17 protein-coding genes are annotated in these 20397 nt (G+C 70.3%); 7 read left to right on the top strand and 10 right to left on the bottom strand.

All coding sequences use genetic code 11. The features are described 5' to 3' along the window. Position 1 precedes the first annotated feature (1 nt). Positions 2 to 646, bottom strand: a complete 645-nt coding sequence (locus tag Apa02nite_RS29190; RefSeq protein WP_067692002.1) for a response regulator — start codon at positions 644 to 646, stop codon at positions 2 to 4. Positions 647 to 806: 160 nt separating this feature from the next. Between Apa02nite_RS29190 and Apa02nite_RS29185 the strand changes: the two genes are divergently transcribed. The 6 genes from Apa02nite_RS29185 to Apa02nite_RS29160 all read left to right on the top strand — a co-directional run bounded on the left by Apa02nite_RS29185 (position 807) and on the right by Apa02nite_RS29160 (position 6190). Further along, the gene (locus tag Apa02nite_RS29185) at positions 807 to 2441 is read left to right on the top strand and encodes a GAF domain-containing sensor histidine kinase (RefSeq protein ID WP_203827922.1); all 1635 of its coding nucleotides are present in this window, start codon (positions 807 to 809) and stop codon (positions 2439 to 2441) included. Positions 2442 to 2502: 61 nt separating this feature from the next. After that, on the top strand, positions 2503 to 3468 hold the full coding sequence (locus Apa02nite_RS29180; RefSeq protein ID WP_203827868.1) for an Acg family FMN-binding oxidoreductase: 966 nt from the start codon (positions 2503 to 2505) through the stop codon (positions 3466 to 3468). Positions 3469 to 3567: 99 nt separating this feature from the next. Beyond that, complete coding sequence (locus tag Apa02nite_RS29175) at positions 3568 to 4266, top strand: energy-coupling factor ABC transporter permease (RefSeq protein WP_203827867.1); 699 nt, start codon at positions 3568 to 3570, stop codon at positions 4264 to 4266. Beyond that, a complete protein-coding gene (locus tag Apa02nite_RS29170) occupies positions 4263 to 4610 on the top strand; it encodes a PDGLE domain-containing protein (protein ID WP_203827866.1) in 348 nt (115 codons plus the stop codon). The genes Apa02nite_RS29175 and Apa02nite_RS29170 overlap by 4 nt, the downstream gene beginning before the upstream one ends. Before the next feature lies 1 nt (position 4611). Next, on the top strand, positions 4612 to 5376 hold the full coding sequence (gene cbiQ / locus Apa02nite_RS29165) for a cobalt ECF transporter T component CbiQ (protein ID WP_203827865.1): 765 nt from the start codon (positions 4612 to 4614) through the stop codon (positions 5374 to 5376). A 37-nt stretch (positions 5377 to 5413) separates the two neighbouring features. Continuing rightward, entirely contained in the window at positions 5414 to 6190 is a 777-nt protein-coding gene (locus tag Apa02nite_RS29160) for an energy-coupling factor ABC transporter ATP-binding protein (protein WP_067692022.1), read from the top strand. A gap of 370 nt (positions 6191 to 6560) precedes the next feature. Here the strand turns inward: Apa02nite_RS29160 and Apa02nite_RS29155 are convergent, their stop codons facing one another. The 4 genes from Apa02nite_RS29155 to Apa02nite_RS29140 form a co-directional block, all read right to left on the bottom strand. Next, positions 6561 to 6707 (bottom strand): hypothetical protein, encoded by a 147-nt coding sequence (locus tag Apa02nite_RS29155; RefSeq protein WP_203827864.1) that lies wholly within the window; start codon positions 6705 to 6707, stop codon positions 6561 to 6563. Between the two features lie 119 nt (positions 6708 to 6826). Further along, positions 6827 to 7204: a peptidoglycan-binding domain-containing protein gene (locus Apa02nite_RS29150; protein WP_239164645.1), complete on the bottom strand. Its 378-nt coding sequence runs from the start codon at positions 7202 to 7204 to the stop codon at positions 6827 to 6829. Between the two features lie 188 nt (positions 7205 to 7392). Continuing rightward, the gene (locus Apa02nite_RS29145) at positions 7393 to 9801 is read right to left on the bottom strand and encodes a phosphoketolase family protein (protein WP_203827862.1); all 2409 of its coding nucleotides are present in this window, start codon (positions 9799 to 9801) and stop codon (positions 7393 to 7395) included. Positions 9802 to 9944: 143 nt separating this feature from the next. Then, a complete protein-coding gene (locus Apa02nite_RS29140) occupies positions 9945 to 10616 on the bottom strand; it encodes an enoyl-CoA hydratase-related protein (RefSeq protein WP_203827861.1) in 672 nt (223 codons plus the stop codon). Positions 10617 to 10721: 105 nt separating this feature from the next. On the opposite strand from Apa02nite_RS29140, the gene Apa02nite_RS29135 reads away from it, so the two are divergent. Continuing rightward, a complete protein-coding gene (locus tag Apa02nite_RS29135; protein ID WP_203827860.1) occupies positions 10722 to 13661 on the top strand; it encodes an NACHT domain-containing protein in 2940 nt (979 codons plus the stop codon). A 40-nt stretch (positions 13662 to 13701) separates the two neighbouring features. Here Apa02nite_RS29135 and yicI read toward each other — a convergent pair whose 3' ends face one another. From yicI to Apa02nite_RS29110, 5 genes are all read right to left on the bottom strand, one after another. After that, positions 13702 to 15951, bottom strand: a complete 2250-nt coding sequence (yicI, locus tag Apa02nite_RS29130; RefSeq protein ID WP_203827859.1) for an alpha-xylosidase — start codon at positions 15949 to 15951, stop codon at positions 13702 to 13704. Between the two features lie 16 nt (positions 15952 to 15967). Then, a complete protein-coding gene (locus Apa02nite_RS29125) occupies positions 15968 to 16849 on the bottom strand; it encodes a carbohydrate ABC transporter permease (RefSeq protein WP_067692036.1) in 882 nt (293 codons plus the stop codon). A gap of 4 nt (positions 16850 to 16853) precedes the next feature. After that, the gene (locus Apa02nite_RS29120; protein WP_067692039.1) at positions 16854 to 17747 is read right to left on the bottom strand and encodes a carbohydrate ABC transporter permease; all 894 of its coding nucleotides are present in this window, start codon (positions 17745 to 17747) and stop codon (positions 16854 to 16856) included. A 54-nt stretch (positions 17748 to 17801) separates the two neighbouring features. Then, positions 17802 to 19118, bottom strand: a complete 1317-nt coding sequence (locus tag Apa02nite_RS29115) for an extracellular solute-binding protein (RefSeq protein WP_203827858.1) — start codon at positions 19116 to 19118, stop codon at positions 17802 to 17804. Positions 19119 to 19258: 140 nt separating this feature from the next. Beyond that, on the bottom strand, positions 19259 to 20275 hold the full coding sequence (locus tag Apa02nite_RS29110; RefSeq protein WP_067692045.1) for a LacI family DNA-binding transcriptional regulator: 1017 nt from the start codon (positions 20273 to 20275) through the stop codon (positions 19259 to 19261). Between the last annotated feature and the right edge of the window lie 122 nt (positions 20276 to 20397).

Below are 20397 nucleotides of genomic sequence, written 5' to 3'. Positions count from 1 at the left end.
GTCATTCGTGCGAGTGATTGCCCAGCAGCTTGGTGGCCAGCACGGCGGCCTGGGTGCGGCGCTCCAGGCCCAGTTTCGCGAGCAGGCTGGACACGTAGTTCTTCACGGTCTTCTCGGCCAGGAACATCCGGCCGGCGATCTCCCGGTTGGTCAGGCCCTCGGCCACGAACTCCAGGATCCGCCGCTCCTGGTCGGTCAGCCCGGCCAGCTCGCGCGGCTGCTCCACGCCGTTGCGGATCCGCTCCAGGACCCGCTGGGTGACCGCCGGGTCGAGCAGCGACTGCCCGCCCGCGACCCGGCGCACCGCGTCGACCAGGTCGGTGCCGCGGATCTGCTTCAGCACGTACCCGGACGCGCCCGCCATGATCGCGGCGAACAGCGCCTCGTCGTCCTCGTACGAGGTCAGGATCAACCCCTTGATCGTCGAGTCCACCGCGCGCACGTCGCGGCACACGTCGATGCCGTTGCCGTCGGGGAGGCGGGCGTCCAGCACCGCGACGTCCGGCCGCAGCGCGGGGATACGCGCCGCCGCCTCACGCGCGGAGCCGGACTCGCCCACCACCTCGATGTCGCCACCGGACTGGAGCAGATCGATCAGGCCACGGCGGACGACCTCGTGGTCGTCGAGGAGGAAAACTCGGATCATGAATCCTTTCTATCCCCGCTCGGCCCTGACACACAGGGTCATAGGTCCCGGGTCGCCCCGGACGAGTACCGGATAACCTCGGACCGTGGTCGAACCGTCTCCCCCCTCGCTCGGTCTGAGTCCGCTGTCCCGCGTCCGGCTGGACGAGTTGTTGCAGGAGATGCTCGACCGGGTCGGCGACGTGGTGAACAGCCGCGAGCGCCTGCGTGCCCTGCTCGACGCGGTCGTCGGCATCGGTTCCGACCTCGATCTGCGCAGCACCCTGCAGCGGATCGTCAAGGCCGCCTGCGCGCTCGGCGGCGCGAGGTACGGCGCTCTCGGCGTGCTCGGCCCGGATCACCGCAGCCTCTCCGACTTCATCACCCACGGGATCGACCCGGCGGTGCACGCCAACATCGGCGACCTGCCGCACGGCCGGGGCGTGCTGGGCGTGCTGATCACCGATCCGAACCCGGTGCGGTTGCCGGACATTCGCAAACACCCGCATTCGTACGGATTTCCGGCGAACCATCCGCCGATGCACAGTTTCCTCGGCGTCCCGGTGCGCACCCGCGACCACGTCTTCGGCAATCTGTACCTGGCCGAGAAGCAGGGTGCCGCGGAGTTCAGCGAGGACGACGAGGAGATCGTGGTGGCCCTGGCCGCCGCGGCCGGCGTGGCGATCGACAACGCCCGGCTCTACGAGCTGGCCCAGCGCCGGGAGGCCTGGCTCGCCGCCACCGCCGAGATCACCGGGGTGCTGCTCGGCACCGTGCACCGCACCGAGGCACTGCGGCTGATCGCCCGCCGGGCCCGCGAGGTGGCCGGCGCCGAGCTGGTGCTGGTGCTGCTGCACGAGGAGGGCAACGCGCGGTACCGGGTCGAGGTGGCCGACGGCGCCGACCCGGCGTGCGCCGACCTGACCGGCAAGGTGCTCCCGGCCGACAGCCCGGTGGTGCGTGACTTCGGCGCCGACCGGTACCGGCAGATCCCCGACCTGCGCGCGGCCGCCGAGTGGCCCGGCCCGGTCCCGGCCGGCCCGGCGCTGGCCGCCCCGCTGGCCGGGTCGGACAGCCCGCAGGGCGTGCTGATCGTCTCCCAGTCGCCGGCGCACGCCGCGCTCGGCGAGCCGGACGACCCGGTGCTGCTCTCCACGTTCGCCGGGCAGGCCGCGCTGGCCCTGGAACGGGCCCGGGCCCAGGAGGAGCGCGAGCTGTTCGCGGTGCTCTCCGACCGCGAGCGGATCGCCCGGGACCTGCACGACGTGGTGATCCAGCGGCTCTTCGCGACCGGCATGCACCTGCAGAGCGCGATCGGCCCGCACACGGTCCGGCCCGAGGTGGCGAAACGGATAAACGACGCGGTCGACGACCTGGACGCCACCATCCGCGACATCCGGCGGTCGATCTTCGAGCTGCGCGCGCCGATCGGCCCGTCGCTGCGCGGCGAGCTGTGGCAGGCGGTCGACGCCGCCGAGACCACGCTCGGGTTCCGGCCCGACCTGGAGACGTCCGGGCCGGTGGACAGCGCGGTGCCGGACGACGTCGTACCGGAGCTGCTGGCCGTGCTGCAGGAGGCGTTCGCCAACGTCGCGCGGCACGCCCGGGCGAAGAACGTCCGGGTCTCGGTGCGGGTCGCCGACGGGTCCCTGCACCTGCAGGTCCGCGACGACGGCGTCGGCATCGATCCGTCGCTGGCCCGCGGCGGTGTGGTCAACATGGGTGAGCGGGCCCGGGACCTGGGCGGCTCGTTCGAGGTCGGCCCGGCCCCGGACGGCGGCACCCTGCTGGTCTGGCGGGTCCCGCTGACCTCCTGACCGCCGTGACCGGGACTTTCGGCCCTGCCCGCCGGAAGCCCCGGCAGGCACTGTGGTAAAGGTGAACGGCTACGACGAGTCAGACCTGCGGCGCGCGGCAGCGGCCGGGATCCAGGCACCCTCGATGCACAACACCCAGCCCTGGATCTTCCGGCTGCGTGACGGTGCGATCGAGGTGATGGCCGACCCGGCCCGCCAGCTCGGCGTCGCCGACCAGAGCGGCTGGGCATTGCGCCTGGCCTGTGGCGCCGCCACCCTGAACGCGCGGCTCGCGCTGGCCTGGGCAGGTACCCCGGCCGACGTGCTGCTGCTGCCCGACCCCGCGGAACCGGACCTGATCGCCCGGCTCACCCCGGCACGGCACCGGCCACCGACGTACCCGGAACGCGACCTGTACGCCGCGATCGAGCGCCGGCACAGCAACCGGGACCCGTTCTGGCCCGATCCGGTGCCGGCCGACGTCCGGGTCCGGCTGATCGACGCGGCCCGCGCCGAGAACACCTGGCTGGACCTGCTGGTCGGGATGACCGCGCTGACCGGGTTCTCGGAGATCGCGCACAGCGCCGACCGGGTGCTGCGCCGCAACGACAGGTACCAGGGCGAGCTGATCAGCTGGGTGGACACCGAGGTGGCGACGGACGGTGTCCCGGCGTACGCCGGCGCGGTCGTCGGCGAGCACCAGGACCTGATCCCGCAGCGGGCGTTCAGCGACCGGCGGCGCGCACCGGGCCGTGACTACGAGCCGGAACCGCTGGTCGGCATCCTGGGCACGGCCGGTGACCGGCGGCTGGACCAGGTGATGGCCGGGCAGGCGCTGCAGCGGGTGCTGCTGACCGTCACCGACGCCGGGCTGGCCGTTTCGATGATCTCCCAGCCCATCGAGGTGCCGGCCGCCCGTGATCAGTTGCGGCGCTCGCTGGGCCGGACCGGGTTCCCGCAGATCGCGCTCCGGATCGGCTACGGCCACCCCGGTCAGATGACCCCCCGTCGCCCGGTCGAGGAGGTGCTGAACGCCGAAGGGCGGTGAAGATCATCACTCGACTAGTTGCCAAGGATGTGCAACAGCTACCTCTGGCCAATATGCTGGCGCCGCGGGGACTTCCGGACCCCGCGAAGGGGAGGCGCCATGGACGCGCAAGCGATGCACATCGCGAACGGGATCGTGAACGGCCCGGTTTCCGCCATCTTCGTGGTCTTCGCCGTGGCGGTGCTCGCGGTCTGCGTCTGGAAGGCGCAAGCCGACCTGGACGACCGCCTCGCGCCGATGGCCGGGCTGGTGGCGGCGTTCATCTTCGCCGTCCAGATGCTCAACTTCCAGGTGCTGCCGGGCGTCTCCGGCCACCTGCTCGGCGGCACCCTCGCCGTCATCCTGGTCGGGCCGTGGGTCGGCGCGCTCTGCGTCTCGACCGTCCTGATCGTGCAGTGCCTGCTCTTCGCTGACGGCGGCCTGACCGCGATCGGCCTTAACATCACCAACATGGCGATCCTCGGCACCGCCGCCGGCTACCTGCTGGTCGCCGGGCTGGTCCGGCTGCTGCCGAAGAACCCGTACGGGCTGGGCGTCACCGCGTTCATCGCCTCGGTCGTCTCCGTCGTGGTCGCCTCGCAGGGCTTCGTCCTGGAGTACGCGCTCGGCGGCACCACCCAGCTGTCCCTGCCGTGGATCTCCGGAACCATGGCCGGCACCCACGTGCTGATCGGCATCGGTGAGGGCCTGATCGCCGCGACCACCGTGGCCACCGTCGCCCGGGTCCGCCCCGACCTGGTCTACGCGCTGCGCACGTTCCGCAAGCCGGTGACCGTCGACGTGGAGGCCGTGGCATGACCAGGAAACTCGGCTGGTTCCTGGCCGGTGGCCTGCTGGTCGCCCTGCTGCTGGCCGGCGTGGTCAGCAACTTCGCCTCCGGCAGCCCGGACGGCCTGGACGCCACCGCCCGCGAGGGCTGCACGTTCGGCGCCGACGGCGAGATCACCGGAGGCACCTGCATGCTCCAGCGCGAGGAGGGCCACCAGATGGCCGACAGTCCCCTGGCCGACTACGGCATCAAGGGCATCGACAACCCGTACCTGTCCACCGGCCTGGCCGGCGTCGCCGGGGTGCTGATCACTTTCGGCCTCGGCGCCGGCGGGTTCTGGCTGGTCCGCCGCCGCGAGCAGAAGGCCGCCTGAGGTGGGCGCCGGGCACGCCCATCCGCTCTACCTGGATCGCGCCGGCCGGCTGCACCGGCTGGCCCCCGAGGTGAAGATCGCGGCGGTGCTGCTGTTCACCATCGTGGTGGTGCTGACCCCGCCCACCGAGTTCGCGGCGTTCGGCGGCTATCTGCTGCTGCTGGCCGGCGTCACCGCGGCCGCCCGGGTGCCGGTGCCGTGGCTGCTCAAACGGGCCACCATCGAGCTGCCGTTCGTGCTGCTCGCGGTGGTCCTGCCGTTCGCCGGGCACGGCGAGCGGGTCGACTGGCTGGGCATGTCGCTGTCGATCGACGGCCTGCACGGCGCGTGGAACATCTTCGCCAAGGGCACCCTGGGTGTGCTCGCGTCGCTGCTGCTCGCGGCGACCACGACGATGCGGGATCTGATCGTCGGGCTGGACCGGTTGCGGGTGCCGTCGGTGTTCACCCAGATCGCCACGTTCATGCTGCGGTACATCGACGTGCTCGCCGACGACGCGCGGCGGATGCGGATCGCCCGGCTGTCCCGCGGCTACGACCCGCGGTTCCTCTGGCAGGTGAAGGCGTTCGCGGTGGGCGTCGGGTCGCTGTTCCTGCGATCGTACGAACGCGGTGAGCGCGTCTACCTCGCCATGGTCTCCCGCGGCTACACCGGCCGGCTCCCCGTCGTCGCGGGCCGGCGCGCGGCGCCCCGGGAGTGGATGGTGTCGGCCGCCCTGCCGGTCGCCTCGGCCGGCATCGCGGTCGCCGCGGCGGTGCTCGCATGAGCCCTCCGGCGCAACCCCGCCCGCGGCCCGGCCTAGCATGATCGACGTGACCGATCCCGCTCTGCGCGTCGCCGGCCTGCACTACGCGTACCCGGACGGCCGGGCCGCGCTGCGCGGCGTCGACCTGACCCTCGCCCCCGGCGAACGGGTGGCCCTGCTCGGCCCGAACGGCGCCGGCAAGACCACCCTGGTGCTGCACCTCAACGGCATCCTGCACGGCGGTGGCGGCACCGTCGAGGTCTCCGGCGCCCCGGTCGTCCCCGCCGACCGCGCCGCGATCGCCGAGATCCGCCGCCGGGTCGGCATCGTCTTCCAGGACCCGGACGACCAGCTCTTCATGCCGACGGTCGCCGAGGACGTCGCGTTCGGCCCGGCCAACCTCGGTGTCCGCGGCGCCGAGCTGGACGCCCGGGTCGACGAGGCCCTCGCCGCGGTCGGCATGTCCGAGCACCGCGACCACGTGCCGCACCACCTGTCGTTCGGCCAGCGCCGCCGGGTCGCGGTCGCCACCGTGCTGGCCATGCGCCCGGAGATCCTGGTCCTCGACGAGCCGTCGTCCAACCTCGACCCGGCGAGCCGCCGCGAGCTGGCCGAGATCCTCGAGACGCTCCCGGTGACCCTGCTGATGGTCACCCACGACCTGCCCTACGCGCTCGAGCTCTGCCCCCGCGCGGTCATCCTGGACACCGGCCGCATCGTCGCCGACGACGCCACCGTCACCCTGCTCGCCGACCGCGACCTGATGCGCGGCCACCGCCTCGAACTCCCCTTCGGCTTCGACCCGGTCACGGCCGCTGCCACTCGCCACCGCTGACCCCTGTTCGGTACGCATACGGAGCGCCCGTCCGCAGGCTACGAGCCGAGTCCCGCCCATGAGGCAGACGCGACACCGCAGCCGGTCCCGACCGCAGCGCGCCCCCGCCCCCGGCTGGCTCTGAGAGGTGCCTCAAACACCCGGAGACACCCCTGAACACCAGCCGGGCTCACGACCGCGCCGCACCTCCGGACCCCGGCTGGTCCTGAGGGGTGCGTCAACAACCCGGAGACACCCCTGAGAGCCAGCCGGGGCCGGGGGCGCGCCACGGCCGCTGCCAGCCGCGGTCTCGCGTTCGCCTCACGGGCGGGACTCGGCTCGTAGCCTGCGGGCGGGCGCTCCGTATACGTACCGGATGAGGGCCGGAAGCTCAGGCGGTCTCGCGCCGAACCGGGGTTTTGTCGGCGGCGGCCAGCTTGATGCCGTCGCGGACCGCGGTCCGGACCACCAGGTACAACGCGCCGAGGACGGCGCCGGTGCAGAGGAGGTACCAGATGCCTGTGAGCAGCAAAACCACGGCGGGATCGTAGTCGTCGAACATGTCGGCCCCCGAATTCAAGATCAACTGAAGCCGGGAGTGTAGACCAGAAAAGCCGGCAGGTCAGCGTCGATTGAGGACGCTGACCTGCCGTTATGTCAGGCGGCCTGCTGCAGGGAGCCGACCGAGCCGCACACCAGGGCCTGCCAGGTGGGTGCGTCGACGACGCCGTCGGCGGGCAGGCCGACCGAGGACTGGAAGGCGCGGACCGCCGACTCGGTGGCCGGGCCGTAGACGCCGTCCGGGTCCGAACCGGGCCGGAACTCGTGCTGGACGCCGCGCACCGCGTTGCCGACCGCGCCGGGGCCGACCTTCATGATCAAGGCCTGCCAGGTCTCCGCGCAGACGACGCCGTTGTCGGGGAGGCCCTTGGCACGCTGGCAGGCGCGGACCGCGTCACCGGTCTGCGCGCCGAAGACGCCGTCCACGGTGACCGTGTGGCCTCGGGCTCGCAGCAGATATTGCAGCGTGGGCACGGGATGTTGGGTCGAACCCTGCCGGGTCGTCGGCCATGGGCTGCGGGTAGCGGCCATCCGGGATCCCCTTCCTCAACGTCGAGTAGGCGTGTGCCTTTCACCTTCTCCCGGCTCGACGTCGAAAGGAAGGGTCAGCCGCCCCCTCGCCCCTACTTTCTTAGGCGAAGCGGCGGCCGGACCCCGCTAGATCAACTCTGCGCCCAGTCGCCGAGGGACCAGTCGCGCACCTCGGGCATGTCCTCCAGGTGCTCCACGACGTAGGCCTCGTGCTTCGCCAGCTGGGCCTCGCACCACGCCTTGACCTCGGTCGCGCCGCTCGGTAGCCGCCTGGCGTTGTTGATCGCGTCCATCACCAGGTGGTACCGCGACGCCTTGTTCCGCACCGTCATGTCGAACGGCGTGGTGGTGGTGCCCTGCTCGATGAAGCCGCGCACCCGGAACCGGTCGGCGTCCGGCCGGCCGTGCACCAGCTGGTGGATCGCGCCCGGGTAGCCGTGGAACGAGAACACCACGTCCACGTGGTCGGTGAACAGCTCGCGGAACAGCGTCTCGCTCATGCCGTGCGGGTGGTCCTTGGGCCGCGGCAGGGTCATCAGGTCGACCACGTTGACCACGCGCACCTTGAGGTTCGGCAGCTTCTCCCGCAGGATCCGGGCCGCGGCCACGGTCTCCATGGTCACCACGTCGCCGGCGCAGGCCAGCACGATGTCCGGATCGCTGGAACCGTCGTCGGTCCCGGCCCACTCCCAGACCCCGGCGCCGATGGTGCAGTGCTCGATCGCCTGGTCCATGGTGAGGAACTGCAACTGCGGCTGCTTGTCGATGACGATCAGGTTGATGTACGACCGCGACCGGAAGCAGTGGTCGGCCACCGAGAGCAGCGTGTTCGCGTCCGGCGGCAGGTAGACCCGGGCCACGTCGCCGCGCTGGGTCAGCACGTTCTGGATCAGGCCGGGGCCCTGGTGCGAGAACCCGTTGTGGTCGTTGCGCCAGGCGGTCGAGGTGAGCAGGATGTTCAGGCTCGGCACCTTGGCCCGCCAGTCGAGGTGGCTGGCCTCCTGCAACCACTTGCCGTGCTGGATCGTCTGCGACGCGCTGACCATGGCGAACGCCTCGTAGGTGGCGAACATGCCGTGCCGGCCGGTCAGGTTGTACCCCTCGAGCCAGCCGTGGCAGTTGTGCTCGGAGAGCACCTCCATCACCCGGCCGTTGCGGCTGATCTTCACGTCGTCGGCGTTGACCGACTCCATGAACCCGCGGTCGGACACCTCGAAGACCGCGCCGAGCCGGTTGCTGTTCGTCTCGTCCGGGCAGAACAGCCGGAACCGGTCCGGGTTGCGCGTGTAGATGTCGCGCATCATCTCGCCCAGCTTGCGGGTCGACTCGGCGTGCTCGGCGGCCGGCTGCTTCACGTCGAACGCGTAGTCGCGGAAGTCCGGCAGGTCGAGGTCCTTGGTGAGCAGCCCGCCGTTGGCGTGCGGGCTGGCGCTCATCCGCAGGTCACCCTCCGGCGCCAGCTGCCTGACCAGCTCGGTCGGTGCGCCGGTCGCGTCGAACAGCTCCTCCGGCCGGTACGACTTGAGCCAGGTCTCCAGGTCCTTGAGGTGCGCGGGGTTGCCCTTGACCCCGGACAGCGGGACCTGGTGCGACCGCCAGGTGCCGGTCACCGTGATGCCGTCGATCTTCTCCGGCCCGGTCCAGCCCTTCGGCGTACGAAGAATGATCAGCGGCCAGTGCGGACGCTGCCCGTCCCAGCTGCCCTCACGTGCCGCGGTCTGAATCGAGCGGATCTTGCCCCAGGCCTCGGCGAGCGCCGCCGCGAACCGGTGGTGCATGCCGGGCAGGTCGTCCCCGCTCACCTCGATGATCTCGTAGCCGTGGCCCTCGAGGAGCTTGCGCACCTCGGCCGGGTCCTTCCGGGCCAGCACCGTCGGGCCGGCGATCTTGGCGCCGTTCAGGTGCAGGATCGGCAGGACGGCGCCGTCGTGCTCCGGGTTGATGAACGAGATGCCCTTCCACGAGCCCTCGAGCGGGCCGGTCTCCGCCTCGCCGTCACCGACCATCGCGATGGTCAGCAGGTCCGGGTTGTCCATCACCGAACCGAACGCGTGCACCAGCACGTAGCCCAGCTCGCCACCCTCGTGGATCGAGCCCGGGGTGGTCACCGAGACGTGGCTCGGGATGCCGCCCGGGCTGGAGAACTGGCGGAACAGCCGGAGCAGGCCGTCCTCGTCCTGGCTGACCTTCGGGTAGATCTCCGAGTAGGTGCCCTCGAGATATCCCGCGGCGACCAGGGCCGGCCCGCCGTGACCGGGACCGGCCAGGTAGATGGCCTCCTGCCCGGTGGTCTTGATCAGCCGGGAGACGTGGGCGTAGACGAACGACAGGCCGGGACTGGTCCCCCAGTGGCCGAGCAGCCGCGGTTTGATGTGCTCGTTCGCCAGCGGCTCACGCAGCAGCGGGTTGGCCTGCAGGTAGATCTGTCCGATGGTGAGGTAGTTGTTCGCCCGCCACCATGCGTCGAGACTCGCCACCTCGGCGTCGTCGGGTTGGGCGAGCTTGCGCACCAGGTCCTCGTGGTCGAGCACAGCGGTCACGATCTTTCCTCCCCTGAAGGCTTTTTCGATCTTCACTTTTCCCGGCCCGGGCCCCGCGTGGCAGGGTCCTTCGGCCCCTCCGTCCGGGACGTTACCCGGGGAGGGGCCGGGCGCACCCTCCGTTGCGAGTGAACAACCGGTATTCAGCCCAGCGGGCCCTCCCGGTCGCGCAGGACGGCGAGGACAGGGGCGTACATCCGGGTCTTGATCGCACCGAGGGTCTCGCCGGCGTTGGCGGCGAGCGACGCGGCGATCCCGATCGCGGTGGGCCGGACGGCGTCCTCGGCCACCGCCTTGTCGACGATCCCGGCGGCGAGCGCGTCGGCCCCGCCGTACCGGCGCCCGGTGGTCATCGACTCGTGCGCGGCCTGCGGGGTCAGCCGGGCCTGGATCAGCGCGGCCATCCCGGGGGTGAACGGGATGTTGATCGCCACCTCGGGCAGGCACCAGAAGCCCCGGTCGGCCCGCATCACCCGGAAGTCGTGCGCGAGCGACAGCATCGCACCGGCCGCGAACGTGTGCCCCTGCAACGCCGCAACGGTCGGCAGCGGAAGACCGAGAATCCGGGCGAAGAGCTCCTGTACGGAAAGCGCGTACTCCGCGAGGTCCCCGCCGGTGGCGCCCAGCCAGTCCAGGTCGAGCCCGTTCGAGAAGAACTTCCCGGTCGCCGTGGTGACCAGCGCCTTCGCGCCGTCCGCCTTCTCCACCTCGTCGAGCGCCGCGCCGACCGCGGTCAGCCAGTCCGGGTGGAACCGGTTCTCGGTGTCACCGAGATCGAGAACGAAGACGTCGTCGTGCCGCTCGAGCGTGGGCATGCTGCCTCCTTGAAAGACTGTTACCAGCGGGTAACTTACGGCATTCCGCCCCACCCCGCGAGCACCGAGGAGAAGCCGTGGCGATCACCGGCCATGATGGACGACATGGCTCGGTTGCTCGGATACCTGGACGCGGTTCGTCTGCTCGGCGGGCAGGACAGCAAGCTCGTCAGCGCCGTCGAGAAGATCGTCGGCGGGGCGCTGCTGGTCGCCACGCCGGCGGCGCCGGTGCTGCTCGGCCTCTTCGACGCGAAGGGCGAGCTGGTGCGGCTCAGCCACGAGCTGGTGCGCACGCTGTCCGAGCGGCGCAGCGGCCTGTCCCGGGCCAGCCGCACCGAGCGGCTGGAGGCGGCGCACGCGGTGCTCGTGGTCACCGCGTTCTTCGAGGCGATGGAGCAGGCCCGGCTGCCGTTCCGGTTCGGTGATCTCGAGCTGACCAAGGCCGAGCAGAGCTCCCTCGCCGACCGGGCGATCCCGGCGACGGTCGACCAGGCCCCGATGATGCTGCCGTCACCGCTGATCGCCCCGGAGACCTATCTGCTCAGCCTGACCGCCTATTACGGAAGCCTGGCCGGATCGATCACCACGTTCACCGCCGGGCTCGCCGTCTGGGAGCGCCTGACCGTGGGCCGCCGGAAGACCTTCTACGACGCGATGAGCGCCGTCCCGGCCCGCGCCGTCCTGCGGTACGAGGAGTTGTTCCGCCAGCTGGCCGGCGAGTTCCCCGAGGTGGCCTGCTGGGCCAGCCAGCGGGAGCACCGGGCCACCCGGACCGCCCTGGCCGGGCTCGAGGAGACCCTGACCGCGATCTCCACCGGCCGCGCGCCGGACCAGCGCCGGGCCGGCCTGGCCCTGGCCTACCGCGCCGAGCTGGGCCGCCGCATCGTCGAGTCCGGTGACGTCCCGGACGGCATCCGGGTGCCGGAGCTCGGCGAGGGCTACCTGCCGCCCCGGTTCCGCGCGGTCGCGGTCCGGGCGAACGACCAGGTCAGCGAGGAGTCCTGGTGGGACGCGCGGCCGGTCCGCGACGACCTGCCGGAGTTCCTGCTCGGGCACCTGACCTCGCCGCAGGCGGTGCGCGCCCCGCTGCTGGTGCTGGGCCAGCCCGGGTCCGGCAAGTCGGTGCTCACCCGGGTCCTCGCCGCCCGGCTCCCGGCCGCCGACTTCCTGCCGATCCGGGTCATCCTGCGTGACGTGCCCACCCTCGACGACGTGCAGGACCAGATCGAGCACGCGATCCGCGAGGCCACCGGCGAGCGGGTGGAGTGGCCGGCGCTGGCCCGCTCGGCCGGCGACGCGATGCCGGTCGTCCTGCTCGACGGCTTCGACGAGCTGCTGCAGGCGGTCGGGGTGAGCCACACCGACTACCTGACCCGGGTCGCCCGGTTCCAGCGCCGCGAGGCCGACCAGGGCCGGCCGGTCGCGGTGATCGTCACCAGCCGGACCGCGGTCGCCGACCGGGCCCGCACCCCGGAGGAGACCGTCGCGCTGCGCCTCGAACCGTTCGACGACGAGCGGGTGATCGCCTGGCTGGACATCTGGAACCGGGTGAACGCCGCGAACTTCGCCGCCCGGCACCTCAAGCCGCTCGCCGCGGAGACCGTTCTCGCCCACCGCGACCTGGCCGGGCAGCCGTTGCTGCTGCTGATGCTCGCGCTCTACGACGCGGACGGCAACGTGCTGCAGCGCTCCGGACCGCACCTGCGCGCCGACGAGCTCTACGAGCAGTTGCTGCGCAGCTTCGCGCTGCGCGAGATCACCAAGCACCGGGAGGGCCTGCCCGACCGGGAGCTGGCCGCCGCGGTCGAGAACGAGCTGCGCCGGCTCTCGGTGGTGGCGTTCGCGATGTTCAACCGGGCCGCGCAGTGGGTGACCGAGTCCGATCTCGAGCGCGACATCGCCGCCCTGCAGATCACCGGGCCGGTCGGTCCGGGCGCCGCGTCCGGGCTGCGGGCGCCGCTTCCCGAGGCCGAGCTGACGCTCGGGCGCTTCTTCTTCATCCATCGGGCCAGGTCCGCCGGGGACGAGACCCGTTTCCAGACGTACGAGTTCCTGCACGCGACGTTCGGCGAATACCTGGTCGCGCGGCTGAGCTGGCAGGTGCTCCAGGACCTGGCGGTGCGGGACGCGGCCGCGTCGGCGTCGTTCCACCCCGGGCCGGCCGAGGACGAGCTGCTGCGGGCGCTGCTCTCGTTCCAGCCGCTGAGCGTGCGGGCGCCGGTGATCGACTTCCTGGCGCATCTGGCCGCGGCGACCGACGACCACGAGCGGGAGCGCCTGCGCGGTCTGCTGGTGCGGCTGTACCGGGCGGTCAACCACGCTCCCCCGGCGGCGCGCTACCCGGCCTACCAGCCGCAGTCGCCGAGTGTGCCGGCGCGGTACGCGACCTACGCGGCGAACCTGCTGCTGCTGACGCTCTGTCTCGGTGACGTGCGGGGCAGCGAGCTGTATCCGGAGCCGCCCGACCCGGTGGACGCGTGGCACGCGCAGGCCTTGTTGTGGCGGTCCCAGCTGAGCACCGACGCCTGGACCAGCGTGGTCGACATGATCTCCCTGGAGCGGACCTGGGCAGGCAACCGGCGCGACCTGCGGCTCAGCCTCTACAGCACGTCCGTCGCTCCGGCTCTCGATCTGGACTGGACGTTGAACGTGGACCCGGGCAGCTTCTTCACCCTGCCCGACCTGCATCCGGAGCAGCTGCGCCTGAAGTCCTACTTCCAGTGCAGCGTCCTCGACGACCTGGTCCACCACGCCCTGGAACCACTCGTCACCCACCTGCCGGCCACGGTCAACACGTTCGGCGGGTCCGGCGTGGACTCGGCCGCACATCTGCTGCTGCGGATCCTGGCCCACCCCGCGCCGTCGGCCGACGACTACCAGCGGGCCGCCGACGTTCCCGCCCTGGTCCAGTCTTGGGACGAGGTGACCGTCAGCAACTACATGCGGCTGCTGCTGGACCGTCTCGACAACGACGACAAGATCGCGCCGGAAGTCGTCGCGGAGATCCGTAACCAGGTCCCGCGGGGAATGCTCCCGCAGGAGTGACCGGCGGGCTCTCTTGGATCCCGCCGGTCACCGTGCGCTGCTAGCCCAGGGTCAGGGTGCAGCTGTCCTGATCCGCGGCCACCTCGGTCACCGCGTCGCCCAGCTGGACCGACCACCGCAGGGCCTCGCCACTGCGCCCGATCCGCACCTCGTCGCCGTCCCGGACCACGGCGAACACCGTGTCCGCCCCGGACGGCCCCGGCACCACCACCGCGGTCCGCCCCTCCGCGGGCGAGAACAAGCGGAGCGTCACGCCGTCCCGGTAGTCGTAGTCCGGGCGGTCCTGCCGCGCGCCCACCGGAATCACCGCACCCGGCCGCACCAGCAGCGGCACGCTGTCGAACCCGTGCGTCTCGCGCACCCAGCCCGGCCCCTGCACGACCTCGCCGGTCAGGTAGTGGGTCCAGGACCCGGCCGGGACGTAGTACTGCACGTCGCCGGCCGCGCTGAACACCGGCGCGACGAGCAGGTCCCCGCCGAGCAGGTACTGCCGGTCCAGGTAGGCCACCGCCGGGTCGCCCGGGAATCCGATCGCCATCGACCGCATCACCGGCAGGCCGGTCAGGTGCGCCTCCCGGGACGCGCCGTACAGGTACGGCATCAGCCGGTACTTGAGGTGGGTGAACGAGCGCAGCACGTCCACCGCCTCGTCGTCGAAGTTCCACGGCACCCGGTACGACTTGCTGCCGTGCAACCGGCTGTGCGACGACAGCAGCCCGAACGCCACCCAGCGCTTGAACACGGCCGGGTCCGGCAGCCCCTCGAAGCCGCCGATGTCGTGGCTCCAGAACCCGAAGCCGGACGACATCAGCGACAGCCCGCCGCGCAGGCTCTCCGCCATCGACGCGAAGTTGCCGGTGTTGTCGCCACCCCAGTGCACCGGGAACATCTGCCCGCCGACGGTCGCGGAGCGCGCGAACAGCACCGCCTCGCCCTCACCCCGGGCCTCCTTGAGCACGTCGAAGACGACCTGGTTGTAGAGCTGCGTGTAGTAGTTGTGCATCCGCTCCGGGTCGGACCCGTCGTGCCAGACGATGCCGTCGACCGGGATGCGCTCGCCGAAGTCCGACTTGAACGCGTCGACACCCATCTCGACCAGCGCGCGCAGCTTCGAGGCGTACCACTCGCGGGCGGCCGGGTTGGTGAAGTCGACCAGGGCCATCCCGGCCTGCCAGCGGTCCCACTGCCAGACGTCACCGGCCTCGGTCGTCACCAGGTAGCCGTTCGCCTTGCCCTCGGCGAACAGCGGCGAACGCTGCGCGATGTACGGGTTGATCCATAGACAGACCTTGAGTCCCTTGTCGGCCAGCCGCTTCAGCATGCCCACCGGGTCCGGGAAGATCCGGGTGTCCCACTCGAAGTCGCACCAGTTGAACTCGCGCATCCAGAACGTGTCGAAGTGGAAGACCGACAGCGGCAGGTCCCGCTCGGCCATCCCGTCGATGAAGCTGTTCACCGTCTCCTCGTCGTACGAGGTGGTGAACGACGTGGTCAGCCACAGCCCGAAGGACCACGCCGGTGGCAGCGCCGCCCGGCCGGTCAGCGCTGTGTACTTGCGCAGCACGTCGGCCGGCGTCGGCCCGTAGATCACCAGGTACGACAGCGCCTGCCCGGCCACGCTGAACTGGGTGCGGGTGACCATCTCGGAGGCCACCTCGAACGACACCTTGCCCGGGTGGTCGACCAGGACGCCGTACCCGCCGTTGGTGAAGTAGAACGGGACGTTCTTGTACGACTGCTCGCTGCTGGTGCCGCCGTCCTCGTTCCAGATGTCGATGCTCTGGCCGTTCTTGACCAACGGCCCGAAGCGTTCGCCGAGCCCGTAGACGACCTCGCCGACACCGAGGTCGAGCTGCTCGTGCACAAAGGCGCCGTCCGGGCCGGTGACGATGCCGGTGCCCTTCCAGCCGCTGCCGGTGAGCCGCCGCCCGTCCGCGAGGAAGTCCAGTCCCCACTCGTCGCCGGTGCGGATCTGCGCGGTCAGCGCGCCCGAGGTGAACGACGTGGCGGAGACGCCGGGCTCGACCGGCTCGCCGGTGATCGCGAAGCTGGGTGTCCGCGGGCGGCCGCCCTGGAAGTGCTCGAGGGTGACCCGGATGACGTCCGGTGCCGGCGACTCCAGGCCGATCGTGATCAGCGGGGCGTCGAGCGTGTCGCCGCGGTCGAGGACCTTGCGGGTGGCGGCGTAGACGGTCAGCGAGTCCGGGCCCGGCGCGCTGTCCTGGAACTGAGCGGGGTGCAGCACCTGGTAGCCGTCGCGCTTACGCCAATAGCCGTCGGTGAACTTCATGGTTGTCCTTCTCAGGTCACTTGATGGCGCCGGCGGCGATGCCGCGCGTGAGGGTCCGCTGGAAGATCAGGAAGAAGACCATCGCCGGGATGATGCCGATCAGCGCGGACGCACTGGTGGTCGTGGCGTCCATCATCCGGTCGCCCTGCAGCACGCCGAGGGCCACCGGGACGGTCTGGTTGTCGTTGGAGATCAGGAAGACCAGCGGCAGGAAGAACTCGTTCCACGTCCAGATGAAGAAGAACGTGAACAGCACCGCGAGGGTCGGCCGGCTGACCGGCACCACCACCCGCCACAGCGACAGCCACTTGCCGGCGCCGTCGATCGACGCGGCTTCCAGCAGCTCCTTGGGGAACTCGGTGTAGACCGAGGTCAGCAGGTAGGTGCCGAACGCGCTCTGCACGACGGTGAAGATGATGATGATGGCGAGCAGGTTGTCGTAGAGGCCGATCTGCTTCGACAGGTAGTACAGCGGGTAGACCAGCACCTCCTGCGGCAGGAGGTTGGCAACCAGGAAGAACACCAGGAACCAGGTCCGGCCCTTGACCCGGCCGATGCCCAGCGCGTACGCGTTGAAGACCGACAGGACCACGCCGAGCACCGCCACCACCAGGCTGGTGATGAAGCTGTTCCAGAGCTTGAGTCCGAAGTCGACCCGGTTCCAGAAGTCGACGATGCCGGCCCAGTAGAGGTGGTGCGGCAGCGACAGCGGGCCGTTCGCGGCGTACTCGGCCGGGCTCTTGACCGCGTTGACCGCGACCACCAGCAGCGGCGCGACCATCAGCAGCAGCAGGATGAGCAGGCCGGTGAGGATGAAGAAGCGCGCCGGGTGACGTTGCCGGAGCGAGGGGCGTTCTTCGGTACGACGTCGTGGTGCACGAGTGGCGGTGACGGTCATGGGTTCAGCTCCGCTCGGCACGGTTTTGCAGCCGCAGGAAGACGATCGCCAGGATGACGATCAGGATGGTGAGTACGGTGGAGATCGCCGAGCCGTACCCGACCTGGGCCTTCTCGAAGAAGTTCTTGTACGCGAAGTACGACGGCACCAGGGTGGCGTTGCTCGGGCCGCCCCGGGTGAGCACGAAGATCTGCCCGAAGATCTTGAGGGACGCGATCGTGGTGGTCACCAGCACCACGTACAGCTCGGGGCGGATCATCGCGATGGTGATCTTCCGGAACCGCTGCCACCAGGACGCGCCGTCCAGGTCGGCCGCCTCGTACAGCTCCGGGTCGATGCGCTGCAGGCCGGACATGAACATGACGATCGGGTAGCCGAGCTGGAACCAGATCATCACGGCCATCACGCTGTACAGCGCGTACTTCGGGTCGCCGAGCCAGTTGCGGGCCAGCGAGCCGAGCCCGACGGTCTCCAGGATCTTGTTGAGCGCGCCGTAGCTGGGGTGCAGGATCCAGCCCCAGATGATGCCGGTGACCGCGACCGGGAGCACCTGCGGCAGGTAGTACCCGGAGCGCAGCACCGAGGCCCAGCGGTCGTTGAACTTCTTCGCGACGTAGTCGAACAGCACCGCGGCCAGGACCAGCCCGAGGAACGTCGGCACCACCGCCATCGCGAGGATGAGCAACAGGATGTGCCCGAAGGACGCCCAGAAGTTCGCGTCCTCGAAGAGCCGGGTGTAGTTGTCGAAGCCGACCCACCGGGGGCTGCCGATCCCGGTCCACTTGGTGAAGCTGATGTAGACCGTCATCACCAGCGGAACGATGATCACCAAGGTCGAGGCGATGATCCCGGGGATGAGGTAGACCGCGTAGCCGCGGTTCTTGGTGCTGCCGGCCATGCGCCCGGTCCTTTCCGCGGGGCGGGCGTCTCCGCCCGCCCCGGTTCGAAACGCCTACTTACCGAGGTCGGCCAGGTTCTCGTTGTACGGCTTGGCGATCTCGTCGAGCATCGCCTTCGGCGTCTTGGACCCGTTGATCAGGCTCTGCGTGCCGCTGACCATCACGTCGTAGTAGCCCGGCGCCGGCCAGTCCGGGTAGAACGCCAGACCGTCCGAGGTCGAGATCTTGTTGAAGTTCTCGATCAGTTCCTTGTTCTTGGCGTCGGTGATCGCCGCCGGGTCGGCCGCGACCGGCACACCGCCGCTGTTGCCGAGCAGGTTCTGCACCTCGGGCGACATGGTGATGTCGATGAAGTCGTACGCCAGGGCCTTGGCCTTGCTCTTCTCCGGTACCACCCAGAGGTTGCCGCTGGAGCCGGGGTGCAGGGTGTTGCCGGGGAACAGGAACGTGCCCCACTCGAAGTTCTTCACCTCGCTGGCGAACCGGCCGTACCACCAGCTGCCGGAGATCAGGATCGGGAACTTGCCCTGTTCCCAGGAGACGCCCATGTCCTCGGCCTTGATGCCGGCCGAGTCCTTGCTGATGTAGCCCTTGGCGACCCAGTCGGCGAAGGTGTCCGCGGCGTAGGTGAGCACCGGGCCGTTGAAGTCGACCTTGTTCTTGTACAGCTGGTAGTCGTCGATGAAGGTCCGGTCGGCCTTGGAGAGCGCCAGCTCGTAGAGGATCTGCTGAGCCGGGTACTCCGCGCCGCCGACGGCCAGCGGGGTGACCTTGTTCTTGACGAAGGTGTCCATCGCCGCGGTGAACTCGGCAAGCGTGGTCGGCACGGCGATCTTGTACTTCTCGAACATCGCCTTGTTGTAATAAACCATGACGTACTCGCCGTAGTTGGGCACGCCGAAGAACTTGCCGGTGCCCATGATGCCGTCTTCGTCGTACTTGGCGGTGGTCTGCAGGCTGCCGCTCAGCTTCTTGTCCCAGCCGTACTTCGTCACCTGGTCGCTGAGGTCGGTGAGCAGACCCTGCTTGGAGAGCAGGCCGGCGGTCGCGTTGCCCTTGTTGTACTCGAGGATGTCCGGCGCGCTGTCCGAGTTCAGGATCATCTGGGCGTTCTGCTGGATCTGTTCGAAGCTCTTCTCCTCGAACTTCACCTCGACGCCCGGGTGCTTGGCCTTGAAGATCTCGATGGCCTTGGTCCAGGCGATACCCATCGCGCTGGTCGGGCCCTCGTAGTGCCACAGCGTGAGGGTCTTGGCGTCGGCGCCCTCGGTCGAGTCGGAGGAGCCACCGTCGTCACCGCACGCGGCCAGGGCGAGCGCGGCGGTCATCGCAAAGGAGCCGGCCAGCAAACCGCGCCGAGAAATAGCCATGTCGTCCTCCCAGGGGGACTGATCAAGGTGAGTTCAACCAGGAAGGGTGTCGTCGAAGCGCTTCGACAATCTCGCAGGAAATGTCGAAGCGCTTCGACAACGACCTCGCCGCAGACGCTATGAAATCAGTGACGCAGATGTCAACGGTGTGACGGCGGGATTTCGCGGCAACTCGACCGTTCGACCAGACCCGGCTCGAGCAACCGGGTGAACTCGACCCGGCGGCCGTCCAGCAACCGCATCGCGGTCTCCACCGCCAGAGTGCCGACGTCGTGCGCCGGAATGTCGATCGAGGTGAGGTTCACCGGCATGCTCATCGCCACGTCCCGCGGGCAGACCGCGACGATCGAGATGTCCTCCGGGACCCGGCGGCCGGCCGCGCGCAGCAGGTCGAGCAGCGGGCGCAGGGTCTCCTCGTTGTGCACCACCAGCGCGGTCATCCCGGGCAGCTCGGTGTCGAGGTCGGCCAGGGCGGCCCGGACGCCGTCGGCGCCCGGCTCGCACGGGTGGGTCACCGTGCGCAGCTCCAGCTCGGCCGAGGCGGTCAGGAAGCCGGCCAGGAACCGGTCCGCGTACGTCGTCTGCCGCCGGTAGACGGCCGGCGACGGGCCGATCAGGCCGATCCGCCGGTGCCCGTGCCCGGCCAGGTGCCGCAGCGCGAGCCCGGCCGCGGCCTCGAAGTCCAGGTCGACGCAGGCTATTCCGGCGTGGTCGGCGGGCATCCCGATCAGGACCGAGGGCTGTTTGAGGCGGCGGATGGCCGGCAACCGCACGTCGTCGCGCTCGATGTCCATCAGTATCAACGCGTCGACCATGGTGCTGTGCGCCACTCGTTCCAGGCCTGCGGTGCCCTCGTCCTTGGTCAGCAGCAGCACGTCGTGGTTGAACGACCGGGCCGCGGTCACCACCGCGGTGGCGAACTGCATGATCACCGGTACGTTCACGTCCAGCCGCAGCGGCGCCACCAGCGCGAGCACGTTGGTCTTGCTGCTGGCCAGGGCCCGCGCGCCGGCGTGCGGGTGGAACCCGAGCTCGGCGATGGCGGCCTGCACCCGCGCCCGGGTCTCGGCGGAGATCGGACGCCGGCCGCTCAACACGTACGACACCGTGCTGGGCGACACACCGGCCGCCCTGGCGACGTCGTTGATCGTCGGCACTGCGCCTCCCCATGTCCCCCGGTCTCTACCCAAGACCGCTCCCCTCGTCGATCCTAGCCACCTGCATGATCACGCCGGGGTCGCGGCGGGGAGCCCGCTCCCATCCGGCTCCCCGCCGCGAG

The organism is Actinoplanes palleronii (genome assembly GCF_016862315.1).
GTDB lineage: Bacteria > Actinomycetota > Actinomycetes > Mycobacteriales > Micromonosporaceae > Actinoplanes > Actinoplanes palleronii.
Note: the sequence above shows the minus strand (reverse complement) of the source record. Positions and strands in the feature narration are given on the sequence as shown.

Coding starts and splice junctions, on each gene's coding strand:
- Apa02nite_RS29115 (WP_203827858.1), bottom strand. CDS start 19,118: ATGGCTATTTCTCGGCGCGGTTTGCTGGCCGGCTCCTTTGCGATGACC.
- Apa02nite_RS29125 (WP_067692036.1), bottom strand. CDS start 16,849: ATGACCGTCACCGCCACTCGTGCACCACGACGTCGTACCGAAGAACGC.
- Apa02nite_RS29185 (WP_203827922.1), top strand. CDS start 807: ATGCTCGACCGGGTCGGCGACGTGGTGAACAGCCGCGAGCGCCTGCGT.
- Apa02nite_RS29175 (WP_203827867.1), top strand. CDS start 3,568: ATGGACGCGCAAGCGATGCACATCGCGAACGGGATCGTGAACGGCCCG.
- Apa02nite_RS29170 (WP_203827866.1), top strand. CDS start 4,263: ATGACCAGGAAACTCGGCTGGTTCCTGGCCGGTGGCCTGCTGGTCGCC.
- Apa02nite_RS29190 (WP_067692002.1), bottom strand. CDS start 646: ATGATCCGAGTTTTCCTCCTCGACGACCACGAGGTCGTCCGCCGTGGC.
- Apa02nite_RS29135 (WP_203827860.1), top strand. CDS start 10,722: ATGGCTCGGTTGCTCGGATACCTGGACGCGGTTCGTCTGCTCGGCGGG.
- Apa02nite_RS29120 (WP_067692039.1), bottom strand. CDS start 17,747: ATGGCCGGCAGCACCAAGAACCGCGGCTACGCGGTCTACCTCATCCCC.
- Apa02nite_RS29160 (WP_067692022.1), top strand. CDS start 5,414: ATGATCGACGTGACCGATCCCGCTCTGCGCGTCGCCGGCCTGCACTAC.
- Apa02nite_RS29140 (WP_203827861.1), bottom strand. CDS start 10,616: ATGCCCACGCTCGAGCGGCACGACGACGTCTTCGTTCTCGATCTCGGT.
- yicI (WP_203827859.1), bottom strand. CDS start 15,951: ATGAAGTTCACCGACGGCTATTGGCGTAAGCGCGACGGCTACCAGGTG.